At 70.6% G+C, this 13,107-nt stretch carries 11 protein-coding genes; 6 read left to right on the forward strand and 5 right to left on the reverse strand.

The window, feature by feature from the left end; genetic code table 11:
* Positions 1–56: 56 nt before the first annotated feature.
* Positions 57–647: a malonic semialdehyde reductase gene (locus OG611_RS01765; protein WP_266414833.1), complete on the forward strand. Its 591-nt coding sequence runs from the start codon at positions 57–59 to the stop codon at positions 645–647.
* Between the two features lie 146 nt (positions 648–793).
* On the opposite strand, the gene OG611_RS01770 is transcribed toward OG611_RS01765, so the two are convergent.
* Positions 794–1,312, reverse strand: coding sequence for a DUF4245 domain-containing protein (locus tag OG611_RS01770; protein WP_266414835.1), 519 nt, complete (start codon positions 1,310–1,312; stop codon positions 794–796).
* Positions 1,313–1,453: 141 nt separating this feature from the next.
* Between OG611_RS01770 and glpX the strand changes: the two genes are divergently transcribed.
* On the forward strand, positions 1,454–2,485 hold the full coding sequence (gene glpX / locus OG611_RS01775; protein WP_266414837.1) for a class II fructose-bisphosphatase: 1,032 nt from the start codon (positions 1,454–1,456) through the stop codon (positions 2,483–2,485).
* Between the two features lie 165 nt (positions 2,486–2,650).
* Here the strand turns inward: glpX and OG611_RS01780 are convergent, their stop codons facing one another.
* Together OG611_RS01780 and OG611_RS01785 are read right to left on the reverse strand one after the other, a co-directional pair.
* A complete protein-coding gene (locus tag OG611_RS01780) occupies positions 2,651–3,034 on the reverse strand; it encodes a WhiB family transcriptional regulator (protein WP_266414839.1) in 384 nt (127 codons plus the stop codon).
* A 256-nt stretch (positions 3,035–3,290) separates the two neighbouring features.
* Positions 3,291–3,953: a DUF1707 domain-containing protein gene (locus OG611_RS01785; protein WP_266414841.1), complete on the reverse strand. Its 663-nt coding sequence runs from the start codon at positions 3,951–3,953 to the stop codon at positions 3,291–3,293.
* Between the two features lie 194 nt (positions 3,954–4,147).
* Here OG611_RS01785 and OG611_RS01790 point away from each other — a divergent pair, with 194 nt between their 5' ends.
* Entirely contained in the window at positions 4,148–5,815 is a 1,668-nt protein-coding gene (locus OG611_RS01790) for a fumarate hydratase (RefSeq protein ID WP_266414843.1), read from the forward strand.
* A 79-nt stretch (positions 5,816–5,894) separates the two neighbouring features.
* Here the strand turns inward: OG611_RS01790 and OG611_RS01795 are convergent, their stop codons facing one another.
* The gene (locus tag OG611_RS01795; RefSeq protein WP_323180250.1) at positions 5,895–6,881 is read right to left on the reverse strand and encodes a LuxR C-terminal-related transcriptional regulator; all 987 of its coding nucleotides are present in this window, start codon (positions 6,879–6,881) and stop codon (positions 5,895–5,897) included.
* 70 nt (positions 6,882–6,951) lie between these two features.
* Here OG611_RS01795 and OG611_RS01800 point away from each other — a divergent pair, with 70 nt between their 5' ends.
* Positions 6,952–8,319, forward strand: coding sequence for an MFS transporter (locus OG611_RS01800; RefSeq protein ID WP_266414847.1), 1,368 nt, complete (start codon positions 6,952–6,954; stop codon positions 8,317–8,319).
* A 344-nt stretch (positions 8,320–8,663) separates the two neighbouring features.
* On the forward strand, positions 8,664–9,965 hold the full coding sequence (locus tag OG611_RS01805) for a M18 family aminopeptidase (protein WP_266414849.1): 1,302 nt from the start codon (positions 8,664–8,666) through the stop codon (positions 9,963–9,965).
* A gap of 77 nt (positions 9,966–10,042) precedes the next feature.
* Here OG611_RS01805 and OG611_RS01810 read toward each other — a convergent pair whose 3' ends face one another.
* Entirely contained in the window at positions 10,043–11,572 is a 1,530-nt protein-coding gene (locus OG611_RS01810; RefSeq protein ID WP_266414852.1) for a ricin-type beta-trefoil lectin domain protein, read from the reverse strand.
* 106 nt (positions 11,573–11,678) lie between these two features.
* On the opposite strand from OG611_RS01810, the gene OG611_RS01815 reads away from it, so the two are divergent.
* A complete protein-coding gene (locus tag OG611_RS01815; RefSeq protein ID WP_266414854.1) occupies positions 11,679–13,103 on the forward strand; it encodes an aspartate ammonia-lyase in 1,425 nt (474 codons plus the stop codon).
* Positions 13,104–13,107 lie beyond the last annotated feature (4 nt).

The following is a 13,107-nucleotide window of genomic DNA, read 5'->3' on the forward strand; positions in this document are numbered from 1 at the left end:
GTTACCGTGGTCCGCGTTGCTCGATCCACGTGTACATCCGGAAGGTAATACGCACGATGTCCCTCGCTCTTGACCCCGCCGCCCAGGACCTCCTCTTCCGTGAGGCCCGCACCGCCAACACCTTCTCCGACGAGCCGGTGACCGAGGAGCAGGTCCAGGCGATCTACGACCTGGTCAAGTACGGGCCCACCGCATTCAACCAGTCGCCGCTGCGCGTCATCCTGGTCCGCTCCGACGACGCCCGCGCGCGCCTCGTCAAGCACATGGCCGAGGGCAACCAGCCGAAGACCTCGACCGCCCCGCTGGTCGCGATCCTGGTCGCCGACAACGAGTTCCACGAGGAGCTCCCGGCCCTGATGCCGCACTTCCCGCAGGCCAAGGACGCGTTCTTCTCCGAGCGCCCGGTCCGCGAGTCGTCCGCCGCGCTCAACGGCGCCCTGCAGGCCGCCTACTTCATCATCGGCGTCCGCGCCGCCGGCCTGGCCGCCGGCCCGATGACCGGCTACGACGCCGCGGGCATCGAGAAGGAGTTCCTGGACGGCGACCACAAGGTGCTGATGGTCGTCAACATCGGCAAGCCGGGCGAGGACGCCTGGTTCCCGCGTCTGCCGCGTCTCGCCTACGACGAGGTCGTCACGACCGTCTGACCGTCGCCACGCGCATGCGGAAGGCCCTGGAGCACTCGGTGCTCCAGGGCCTTCTCCGTGTGTCCCGGCGGCGGTCAGGGCGACGCGTCACAGCGGGGGGCAGGCCGCCACGCACCGACAGCGGCAGGGCGGCACGCACGGCGGCCTCAGGACGTCTTGAGCGCGGCGGCCATCTCCGCCAGCCTTTCCGGCGAGGCGGAGCCCGTGACCACCGTGGTCGAGCCCTCGTCGTGGCGCACGAGGGCGTCGTACTTCGAGCCCTCCCAGTGCTGCCAGGTCTCGCCCGCCACCTGCTGCGTACGCCCGGTGTTCTTGGCGTCCTGGCTGACCTCGGTCACGTACTTCTTCGTCGGGGACGTGGACTGCTCCACCGCGACGTACTTGCCCTCCGGGTCGAGGAAACCCAGGTGCCAGCTGTTGCCCGCCTTGCGGTCGTAGCTGACCGAGGTCGGCTTCCACTTCTCGGTCAGTCCGTCCGGGGCGACCACGGGGTACGGCGCCGCGCGCCGCGCCGTCAGAAGCTCCACCCGGTAGTCGACCGCCTTGACCGGGTTGGCGTTCTCGTCGTGCGGAACGAAGATGTAAACAACCCCTGCCGCAGCGGAGATGACCGCCATCGACAGGAACATGTCCCGCACTGTCTGCTTGCCTCGCTTGCTAGCCACGGGTCCATGGTCGCACTAGGCCCGATGGGCCCGACCCGGGGGCAGCCGCTCATAAGTGACCCGGTCTGCTCATTTTGTCGACCTGACGATAGAGTCGCAGCACCCTCTTCCGGTCGTCGCCGTACAGAAAGGTGCGCTCCGATGTCCGAGCATCATCTGCCGTCTCAGCTCGAGGTCTCCCCCGAGGCCCCCGACCGCAACCTCGCCCTGGAGCTGGTCCGGGTCACCGAGGCCGCCGCCATGGCAGCCGGGCGCTGGGTGGGCCGCGGCGACAAGATCGGCGCCGACGGCGCCGCCGTGAAGGCCATGCGGACCCTCGTCTCCACCGTCTCGATGAACGGCATCGTCGTCATCGGCGAGGGCGAGAAGGACGAAGCCCCCATGCTGTTCAACGGCGAGCGCGTCGGCGACGGCACCGGCCCCGAGGTCGACATCGCCGTGGACCCGATCGACGGCACGACCCTGAACGCCAAGGGCATGCCGAACGCGATCGCCGTACTGGCCGCCGCGGACCGCGGCGCCATGTTCGACCCGTCGGCCGTCTTCTACATGGACAAGCTGGTCACCGGCCCCGAGGCTGCCGACTTCGTCGACATCAACGCCCCCGTCTCGGTGAACATCCGCCGTGTCGCGAAGGCGAAGAACTCCGCCCCCGAGGACGTCACCGTCGTCGTCCTCGACCGCCCGCGCCACGAGGGCATCGTCAAGGAGATCCGCGAGACCGGCGCCCGGATCAAGTTCATCTCCGACGGCGATGTCGCGGGCTCCATCATGGCCGCCCGCGAAGGGACCGGCGTCGACCTGCTGATGGGCATCGGCGGCACCCCCGAGGGCATCATCTCGGCCTGCGCCATAAAGTGCCTCGGCGGCGTCATCCAGGGCAAGCTCTGGCCCAAGGACGAGGCCGAGCGGCAGCGCGCGCTGGACGCCGGGCACGACCTGGACCGGGTGCTGTCCACCGACGACCTGGTCAGCGGCGACAACGTGTTCTTCGTCGCGACCGGCATCACGGACGGTGAGCTGATGCGCGGCGTGCGGTACCGCGCGGAGACGGCGACCACCGAGTCGATCGTCATGCGGTCCAAGTCCGGCACCATCCGGAAGATCGACTCCACGCACCGGCTCTCGAAGCTGCGCGCCTACAGCGCGATCGACTTCGACCGCGCGAAGTAGGTCCGGAAGCGGAAGAAGCCGGTCCCGGTCCCGGAACCGGTCCCGGAAGCAGAACGCGAAGAGGCGCCCCCCATGTGCGGTGGGGGCGCCTCTTCGCGTAGCCGCCGTCGAGGCAGTGCGCGCGCGAATGCCGGTCCGCACGGACCCGGGCCGTACGGGCCCCGGTCAGCCCGCCGCGGCGATGCGGCCCGTCGCGGCGGAGGACGCGGACGAGGCCTTGAGCTCCATCTCGCGCCGCCTGCGACGGGCGAGCACCACACGGCGTTCGGCGGCGGTGAGACCGCCCCACACCCCGTACGGCTCCGGCTGCATGAGCGCGTGCTCCTGGCATTCGATCATCACGGGACAGCGTGCGCAGACCCGCTTCGCGGACTCCTCGCGCGCGAGTCTGGCAGCGGTCGGCTCCTTCGACGGAGCGAAGAACAGCCCGGCTTCGTCCCGGCGGCACACCGCCTCCGAATGCCAGGGGCCGGCCTGGTCCTCCCGCGCGGGAGTGCGCTGGGAAGGGACGGCGGCGACCTGCAGGGGCTGATGCGGCAGTTGCAGCACGGTCTACTCCTGACGACGGCTTCGCGAGCGAGAGACGATGCAGCATTCCCTACCCGCTGTGCGCGCGCCCATGCACTGAGTGGCACCCGGCCCAGGGTGCGGAATTGCGGCCGCCCAGGAAATTGGCTTGTTTTCGAAGGCGTTAGCAGGGGCCGGCAGGGGTTCGCGGGAGCTTTCGCGAGTTCTCGGCGGTTCTCAGTAGTTCCCGGTAGTTCCCCGTACCGCCCGGGGGCCCGGCGGAGAGCGCTCGCCGCCCCTATCCGAGGTATTTGCGCAGCCGGTCCTGGAGATCCGCGATGAACTTCCCGCGCTTGGGCTTCGCCTCGACGCTGCCGAACACGGAATAGCCGTTGACGACGACCACCGGTGCTTCGGGGTCGGCGGATTCCAGGGTGGCGACTTCGAAATTACCGAAGACACCCGTGCCACTGCCGCGCAGCGAGATGTTCTCGGGGACCTTGACGTCGACACTCCCGAAGATGGAAGTCGCGTTGATGACTGTGAGTCTCTGACCGAAAAGCGCCTCGGTCAGATCGACCTCCACGCTGCCGAAGAGCGCGAAGGCGTTCGTACGGCCGCCGACCCGCCAGCGGCCCTTGCGGGTCGAACTGCTGAAGATCGCCACCAGGTTGTCGGCGGGGCCCGTGGGGCCCTCGTGGCCGTAGGCGCCGGGGGCGGCGGCCGAGCGGGCGGTGCCCGGCGGCGCGGGCAGATCCCGTACCAGCGGTTCCAGCTCGCCGACGGTCTTGGCGCGGTAGACCGCGTCGACCCGCTCGGCGTGCTCCTCGGCGGTCAGCCGGCCCTCGGCCATGGCTTCCCGCAGGATGTCCGCGATCCGGTCGCGGTCCGCGTCGGAGGCGCGGATGCCGGCCGGCTCCGCCGGGGCCACTGGCTGCTGGGGCTGCTTTTCGAGGTCCACCGACCCAGCGTACCCAAACGCGATAGATCGCGACTAGCCCCTGCCCCGCCTCCGCCGTGTCGGCCGCCCCCGCCTTCGGGGACGGCCGAACTGAGCCTTACCTCACAACTTCGGCACCCGTGCGGCGTTCTACCCTGGTGGGTGCGCTGCCCAAGGGAGGCCAGCCGCCGTCTGCCGAGTGAGGAATGGCCGTAATGCCAGAGTTTGCGTACTCCGATCTGCTCCCCCTGGGAGAGGACACCACGCCGTACCGTCTGGTGACCTCCGAGGGTGTCTCCACCTTCGAGGCCGACGGTCGTACGTTCCTCAAGGTCGCTCCGGAGGCGCTGCGCACCCTGGCCGCCGAGGCCATGCACGACATCTCGCACTATCTGCGCCCCGCCCACCTGGCGCAGCTGCGGCGGATCGTGGACGACCCCGAGGCGTCGTCGAACGACAAGTTCGTCGCGCTCGACCTGCTGAAGAACGCGAACATCGCCGCGGCGGGCGTGCTGCCGATGTGCCAGGACACCGGCACCGCGATCGTGATGGGCAAGCGCGGGCAGAACGTCCTCACCGAGGGCGGTGACGAAGAGGCGCTGTCGCACGGCATCTTCGACGCCTACACCGAGCTCAACCTCCGCTATTCGCAGATGGCTCCGCTCACCATGTGGGAGGAGAAGAACACCGGCTCGAACCTGCCCGCCCAGGTCGAGCTGTACGCCACCGACGGCGGCGCGTACAAGTTCCTCTTCATGGCGAAGGGCGGCGGCTCGGCCAACAAGTCGTTCCTCTTCCAGGAGACGAAGGCTGTGCTGAACGAGGCCTCCATGATGAAGTTCCTGGAGGAGAAGATCCGTTCGCTGGGCACGGCCGCCTGCCCGCCGTACCACCTGGCGATCGTCGTCGGCGGCACGTCGGCCGAGTTCGCGCTCAAGACCGCGAAGTACGCCTCCGCGCACTACCTGGACGAGCTGCCTGCCGAGGGCTCCCCCACCGGCCACGGCTTCCGGGACAAGGAGTTGGAGGAGAAGGTCTTCGAGCTCACGCAGAAGATCGGCATCGGCGCCCAGTTCGGCGGCAAGTACTTCTGCCACGACGTGCGCGTCGTCCGCCTCCCCCGCCACGGCGCCTCGCTGCCCGTGGCCATCGCCGTGTCCTGCTCGGCGGACCGCCAGGCCACCGCGAAGATCACCGCCGAGGGCGTCTTCCTGGAGCAGCTGGAGAAGGACCCGGCCCGCTTCCTCCCGGACACCACCGACGAGCACCTCGACGAGGCGGGAGACGTCGTACGGATCGACCTCAACCGGCCGATGGACGACATCCTCGCCGAGCTGACCAAGTACCCGGTCAAGACCCGGCTCTCGCTGACCGGTCCGCTGGTCGTGGCCCGCGACATCGCGCACGCCAAGATCAAGGAGCGCCTGGACGCGGGCGAGGAGATGCCCCAGTACCTGAAGGACCACCCGGTCTACTACGCGGGCCCGGCGAAGACGCCCGAGGGGTACGCCTCCGGCTCCTTCGGTCCGACGACGGCCGGCCGCATGGACAGCTATGTCGCGCAGTTCCAGGCGGCGGGCGGCTCCAAGGTGATGCTCGCCAAGGGCAACCGGTCCAAGCAGGTCACCGACGCGTGCGACGCGCACGGCGGTTTCTACCTCGGCTCGATCGGCGGCCCTGCCGCGCGCCTCGCGCAGGACTGCATCAAGAAGGTCGAGGTCGTCGAATACGAGGAGCTCGGCATGGAGGCGGTCTGGAAGATCGAGGTCGAGGACTTCCCCGCGTTCGTCGTCGTCGACGACAAGGGCAACGACTTCTTCACCGAGCCCGCCCCGGCACCGACGTTCACCAGCATTCCGGTGCGGGGCCCGGGTCTCGCCTGACCCGCCGCCCCGTACGGGGCACGCATGACGTCACGGCCCTGCGGGGCGTTCCGGCCGGGGCGCCCGTGCGGGGCCGTTCTCATGTCTCCAGCAGGCCCGACGTCGCGACCAGATAGCCGAGTTGGGCTCGGCTGTTGCTGCCCAGTTGCTCGGAGACCCTGCGCACGTGCTCGGCGACGCTGCGGCGGCTCATGCCGAGCCGCCGGGCGATCGACTCGTCCGTCTCGCCGCCCACGACCGCCTGCAGGATGGTCCGTTGCAGGTCGGAGGTGACGACCGGGGTACGCAGCGGCACCCGTTCCGGGCGGACCGGGACCGCGCGGGCCCAGGCCTCGTCGAAGTGCCGGGCCAGGAAGCGGACCAGGGACGGGTGCTGGATGCGCAGGGCCCGGTGCGGCTCGTCGGAGAACGGGACGAACGCGAGGTTCCGGTCGAAGACGATGATCCGGTCGGCGACCTCGGCGAGCGTCCTGACCTCGGCGCCCTCGGTCGTCACCCGCTCTATGTGGGCGAGCGTCGTGCGGTCCGAGCGGACCGTGTGCTGGTAGATGGTCCGCTGCCGGATGCCCCGGCGCAGATTGCGCAGATCCCTGGGCAGCGACTCCTCCAGCACGTGCACGGGACGGCCGCCGCCCGGGTGGGCGGTGCGGACCTCCTCGCGGCAGCCCGCGACGCCCGCTTCGAGCGCCTTGCCGATGACGCCCTCGCCGGAGAGCCGGGTGAGGGCGGACGGTTCGAGCCGGTGCGCGTCGGCGTACAGGCCCTCGAACACACTCAGTGCGGCGCGGGCCGAACGCAGCGTGCGGCGCTCCCGGGCGATCGTCGCCTCGATGGGCCCGAGCACATCGAACGAAGCGGTCTCGGGCGGTACGGGGATGAGGCGCCCCGGTGCATCACGGTCCGCCACCATCAGATGCAGGGCGCTCAGGCAGCCGGGCACCTCGCCCGCCGGAAGGTTTCCGTCCGTGAGCGCGCGCCGATAGGCCGCGAGGGCCGAGTCACAGACGCGATCCGGCGACGATTCGCGGCAATCACACGCCCGTGGTCCGGAATGATCGCCCTTCACAAGCATGCAGATTACATTCGTGCAATCACGCGGTCATGGGTGAGCACGAACGCTCGGTGAGTATGGGCCGGTGACGCAGGACATCGAACAGGCGGACGGCCGACCGGACCACGCATCGGATACCGATCCGGCCGGCCGGGCGCGCGGGGAGCGCGGGGAGCGCCGCTATCGATTCCTCGTCGCGGGATACGCCCTGTCCTCGTACGGCACCTTCCTGAATATGGTGGCGCTCAATCTGTTCGTCTACGAGACGACGGGCAGGGCGCTCGCAATGGGCCTGTTCATGGCCGTGCGTCTGGGGTCCGGCTTTGTCGCCGGGCTGATCGCCGGGGGCCTCCTCGCACGGTTCGCCGCCAAGAGCCTGATGCTGTGGACGAATGTGGCGCAGGCGGCGGTGATGCTGCTGCTGGTCTTCGCGCCCGGGGGGATGCGGACGGCCGCGTTGATGGCCGTTTCCGTGGTGGTCGGCGCCTGCGGAACGCTTTTCATGGTGGCGCTGCGGAGTTCCATTCCCGAGATGGTCGGCGACGACCGGCGGCCCTGGGCGAACTCCCTTTCCATAACGGGGCGTTCGCTGGCGATGGTGGCAGGTTTCGCCTCCGCGGGCGTGGTGGTCTCGCTCGTCGGCTACACCGCCGCGTTCGTGGTGGACATGGCCACCTTCGTGATCTGTGCCGTGACGGTGGCGCTGCTGCCGATCCCGGGCGGGGGCGGAGGAAAGGACGCCCGGCCGGATTCGGAGGGGGATTCCGGCCGGGGTGCGGAAGAGAAGAGGCGGACGGGCCGGTGGCGGCGGCCGGGCGCGTTCCTCGCGTCGGCCGCGGTGCCCGGTCTCGGTCTGATGGTGGTGCTGCGCAGTGTGGACGCCTTCGGTTCGTCCTCCCACAACGCCGCGCTGCCGGTCCACTCCGCCGCACTCGACGCCGCGCACCCCGCCGTGTTCGTCAGCGCGTTCTGGTGCCTGTGGGCGCTCGGGAACGTCGCCGCGCAGCAGGTGATCCAGCGGTACGTCAGGCGCACCGGGCGGACGGTGGGCGCGCCGGGCTTCGGGTACGGCACCTGTCTGATGTCCGGGGCCTTCATCCTGGCGTTCGCCGGGTTCCCCTGGGCGGCGACCACCGTGATCGCATTGGTGGCCGGGGCGGCGGACGGGCTCACGGAGGTCTCGTACACCTCCCATCTGCAGACGCTCCCCGCCGATCTGCGCGGTCATGCCTTCGGGCTCTCCGCGACCGTCGAGAACCTCGGGTTCGGCGTCGGCATGATCCTGGTCGCCGCAGCACTCGACAGGTACAGCCCGCTGACCGTGGTCGGCTGGTCGCACGGGGTGGCCGTCGTGGTCGCCGTGGTGTTCCTCATCAGGGTGACCCGGACGCGTGGGCGGACCGGCGTCCCCGCCGCCCGCTCCGGCGCCGATCGCGGTGGGCCGGTGCGGTGACGATTCCCTACGGCGTTATTCAGCCAATCTTGCGGCGGTCGGCGAGGGGCCGGGCGCCCTGCGCGCCGTCCCGCACGCTCGCGGCACCGGGGCACGCGAGCCCGGCGTGATCCAAACGGGAGACCCTGGCCCGTCATCGGCGCGGCCGGTCCGGCACCGCCGCTTTCGCGCAGCGGGCCGCGCGACGGGCTTGCGCCCTACCGGGCCGCTTTGGTGGGTTGTCGGACGTTCCCGAGGCGCTCCGTCACCCCCCGTCTCGAACACCGCCCGCGCCGCACCGCACCCAGCGGCCCGGCGCGGGTTCCTCCACCCTCACCGTCGAACACCGGAAAGGCGGACGCCGAATGACGCCGCTTCCCCACCGCAGCCACAGCGACGACCTGCTGTCCTTCATCAGCACCAGCCCTTCCCCGTACCACGCGGTGGCCAGTGCCGCCCAGCGCCTGGAGAAGGCCGGCTTCCGTGAACTGCGGGGCACGGACGACTGGACGGGCACGACCGGCGGCAGCTTCGTCACGCGTGGTGGTGCGCTGATCGCCTGGTACGTCCCCGAGGGCGCCCCGGCGCACACCCCCTTCCGGATCGTCGGCGCCCACACCGATTCGCCGAACCTGCGGGTCAAGCCCGCTCCCGACACCGCCTCCGCGGGCTGGCGGCAGATCGGTGTGGAGATCTACGGCGGCGTTCCGCTGAACACCTGGCTCGACCGCGATCTCGGCATCTCCGGGCGGCTCGCGCTGCGTACCCCGGGCGGCGGAACCGGCTCCCGGCTCGTCCGGATCGACGAACCCCTTTTGCGGGTGCCCCAGTTGGCCATCCATCTGGACCGTACGGTCAACGAAGGGCTCGCGCTCGACCGGCAGCGCCACCTCGCCCCGGTGTGGGCGCTCGGCGCCCACGAGGAGGGCGCGCTGCTGCGCCGGGTCGCGGCGGCCGCCGAGGCGGACCCGGACGAAGTGCTCGGCTGGGACCTGATGCTGCACGACATCCAACCGCCCGGATACCTGGGCGCGGACCGGGAGTTCGTGGTGTCGGCCCGGCTGGACAACCTGGTGTCCGTGCACGCGGGCGTCACGGCCCTGACGGGTGCGGCGACCGCGGCCGACGGGCCCGCCTACATCCCGGTCCTGGCCGCCTTCGACCACGAGGAGGTCGGCAGCGGTTCGGAGACGGGTGCGCAGGGCCCGCTGCTGGAGCGGGTCCTGAGCCGCTCGGTCACCGCACGCGGCGGCAGTCCGGAGGACTGGTCCCGGGCCCTGTCCGGTGCCTTCTGCGTCTCCGCCGACATGGCCCACGCGGTGCACCCCAACTACGCGGAGCGGCACGACCCGGATCACCGTCCGCTGCCGAACGGCGGCCCCGCGCTCAAGGTCAACGTCAACCAGCGGTACGCCACCGACAGCACCGGCATGGCGGTGTTCGCGTCGGCGTGCGAGCGGGCGGGCGTGCCGTGGCAGCCCTTCGTCTCCAACAACGCGATGCCGTGCGGTACGTCGATCGGCCCGATCACCGGGGCCCGGCTGGGTGTGCCGACGGTCGACGTGGGGGTGCCGGGGCTGTCCATGCACTCGGCCCGCGAGCTGTGCGGGGCAAACGACCCCGGCCATCTGGCCGCCGTGCTGGGCGCGTTCGTGACGTCCGGCTGAACTGCGCCGACCGGCCCGGAGGGGGCGGGACGGCCTCGGCCGCCCCGCCCCCTCCACGCGCTGGTGGAACGGTCCCGCTACGCGAACCGCTGCTGCGCGCCGCCGTCGCAGCTCTGGAGCTTCAGTGGCTCCTTCGCCCCGGCCAGCGTCAGGCAGAGCCCGGTCGAGGCCGCCGGGCGCAGGGTGCCCGACTGGCTCACGAACTGCTGGTTGGCCGCGCCCGAGCAGTTGTACAGGATGAGCGTGGCGCCCGCCTTGTAGTCGGCGCCCGGCACGTCCAGGCACCGGTCGTGGCTCAGCGCCGTACGGAGGGTCTTGGTGCCGGAGTCGTACCACCAGCCCTGGTTGCGGCCGCCGTGGCAGTCCCAGCCGCCGACCTGCGTGTCATTGCGGGTCACCGAGCCGGGGACGTCCACGCAGGTGCCCGTGGCCTCGTTCTTCAGGGGCTTGAAGAGGTCGTCCCACGCCCCGGCCTGCAGGACCGGCTTTCCGGTGCTCGCCGGGTCGGCGCAGCTGGCCTCGCGCAGGTTCGAGTTGTAGATCTCGGTCAGGCAGGACGCGAAGGCGCCGTGGCCTCTCTCGTTCGGGTGGAAGGACTGCCGCAGGGAGTTGGAGTCCGGCGGGAAGTGCCCGAGGTCGATGTAGAGACCGCGGGCCCAGGTGGACTCGCTGCAGACCTCGTGGCCGTGGAAGAGCCGGGAGTTGTCGAGGTAGACGGCTCCGGTGTCGGCGGCGGCCTTGCGCATGCCGCGCTCGAAGGCGGGCACGGCGGTGTTGCGGCCCCAGGCGGCGTCGGAGTCGTATCCGGCACAGCCGCCGGGAAGCTTCCCGGGGAAGTCCGGGTTGTCGTAGAAGTCCGGGCCGATGGGGCTCGGGTAGCCCATGACCACGAGCTTGTAGTCGCTGTCGCCGTAGCCGGCCCCGGACATGACGGTCTTCAGGTCGCGCACCGTCTTCTCGACCTTGGGGACGAGTCCGTCGACGCGCGCCTGCCAGCCGCCGTCGTACTTGGGCTCACAGGTGCCCTGGGAGAGCACCCAGCGCGTGACGCAGTCCGTCATGACCGGGCCGAACTGGAGGTCGTCGTTGGCACCCGCGACGAGCACGATCATCTTGATGCGGGTGTTGCGGGCCTTGATGGCGAGGTTGTCGCTCTGCACGAGTTCGTCGGCGTACTGCTTCGAGCCGCCGATCACGATGTTGCCGGTGTACGCGCCGGAGCAGGAGACGTTGTACGTGACGTCCGCCGGGATGCCGGTGCGGTGGATGGCCGAGTCGGGCGAGCGGTGGCACCAGTTGTCGGGGCCGTTGGTGCCGGCCTCGTACGTGCCGACGCCCTCGCCGGAGATCTCGCTGTCGCCGAGCGAGATCAGCCCGGTCTTGCGCTCGGCGAGCGGGCGCTCGGCCGGGTCGCCGTACAGCCGGGTGGCCTCGGCGGCGCGGATGGCCTCCAGTTCCGGCGAGAGGGGGGTGGATGCGGTAGTGCTGGAACCGGACCGGTCCGCCGCGCCGGCCGGTCCGGCGGCGGCCGCCATGCCGCCGAGTGCCGCCGCCATGGCCGCGGCGGCCGCGACCGTACAGCGAAGTCTGTGCCTGGTGCGCCTCATTGCGCCTCCCCGGGTTGTGGTTACCCCCGGTATTTACTGGTCGGTAGCCAACTTGGGAATAGACAGAACAAGACAAGTGCTCAACTTTTTCAGGAGGTTGAACGATATGGACGAGTCACAGGCCGGTGCGCAGACCCCGGCGGGCGGCACGGATTTCCGCGTCGAGCACGATTCGATGGGCGAGGTGCGGGTGCCCGCGGACGCCAAGTGGCGGGCCCAGACGCAGCGCGCGGTGGAGAACTTCCCGGTCTCCGGGCAGCGCCTGGAACGGGCCCACATCGAGGCCCTGGCCAGGATCAAGGCCGCCGCCGCCAAGGTGAACGCCGAGCTGAAGGTGCTCGACCCGGAGGTCGCCGCGGCCATCCAGGAGGCCGCCGCCGAGGTCGCCGAGGGGCGCTGGGACGACCACTTCCCGGTCGATGTCTTCCAGACCGGCTCGGGCACCTCGTCCAACATGAACACCAACGAGGTGGTGGCCACGCTCGCCACCGAGCGCCTGGGCCGCGAGGTCCATCCGAACGACCACGTCAACGCCTCGCAGTCGTCCAACGACGTCTTCCCGTCCTCCATCCACATCGCCGCGACGGCGGCCGTCACCGGCGACCTGATCCCGGCGCTGGACCATCTGGCGGCCGCCCTGGAGCGCAAGTCCGCCGAGTTCGCGACGGTCGTGAAGTCGGGGCGTACGCATCTGATGGACGCCACGCCCGTCACCCTCGGCCAGGAGTTCGGCGGCTACGCGGCACAGATCAGGTACGGCGTCGAGCGGCTGCGCGCCTCCCTCCCCCGCCTCGCCGAACTGCCCCTGGGCGGCACGGCCGTCGGCACCGGCATCAACACGCCGCCCGGCTTCTCCGCCGCCGTCATCGCCGAGGTCGCCCGCGCCACCGGGCTGCCGCTGACCGAGGCCCGGGACCACTTCGAGGCGCAGGGCGCGCGGGACGGGCTGGTGGAGACCTCGGGCCAGCTCCGTACCATCGCCGTCTCGCTCACCAAGATCTCCAACGATCTGCGCTGGATGGCGTCCGGGCCGCGCACCGGGCTGGCGGAGATCAGCCTCCCCGACCTCCAGCCGGGCTCGTCGATCATGCCGGGGAAGGTGAACCCGGTCGTTCCCGAGGCCGTGCTGATGGTCGCCGCCCAGGTGACGGGGAACGACACGACGGTCGCCGTGGCGGGCGCGGCGGGCAACTTCGAGCTGAACGTGATGCTTCCGGTCATCGCCAAGAACCTGCTGGAGTCGGTGCGGCTGCTGGCCAACGTCTCCCGGCTGCTCGCGGACCGCACGGTCGACGGGATCACGGCGAACGTGGAACGGGCCAGGGAGTACGCCGAGTCCTCGCCGTCCGTCGTCACGCCGCTGAACAAGTACATCGGCTACGAGGAGGCGGCGAAGGTCGCCAAGAAGTCCCTCGCGGAGCGCCGGACCATTCGCGAGGTGGTGCTGGACTCGGGGTACGTCGAGCGCGGCGACCTCACCGTGGAACAGCTCGACGAGGCCCTAGACGTGCTGCGCATGACTCACCCGTGACTAA

Source organism: Streptomyces sp. NBC_01363 (genome assembly GCF_026340595.1).
Taxonomy (GTDB): domain Bacteria; phylum Actinomycetota; class Actinomycetes; order Streptomycetales; family Streptomycetaceae; genus Streptomyces.

What these genes read in the sequence shown, in the direction of transcription:
- OG611_RS01765 (WP_266414833.1), top strand. Translation starts at nt 57, where the DNA reads ATGTCCCTCGCTCTTGACCCCGCCGCCCAGGACCTCCTCTTCCGTGAG.
- glpX (WP_266414837.1), top strand. Translation starts at nt 1,454, where the DNA reads ATGTCCGAGCATCATCTGCCGTCTCAGCTCGAGGTCTCCCCCGAGGCC.
- OG611_RS01790 (WP_266414843.1), top strand. Translation starts at nt 4,148, where the DNA reads ATGCCAGAGTTTGCGTACTCCGATCTGCTCCCCCTGGGAGAGGACACC.
- OG611_RS01805 (WP_266414849.1), top strand. Translation starts at nt 8,664, where the DNA reads ATGACGCCGCTTCCCCACCGCAGCCACAGCGACGACCTGCTGTCCTTC.
- OG611_RS01810 (WP_266414852.1), bottom strand. Translation starts at nt 11,572, where the DNA reads ATGAGGCGCACCAGGCACAGACTTCGCTGTACGGTCGCGGCCGCCGCG.
- OG611_RS01815 (WP_266414854.1), top strand. Translation starts at nt 11,679, where the DNA reads ATGGACGAGTCACAGGCCGGTGCGCAGACCCCGGCGGGCGGCACGGAT.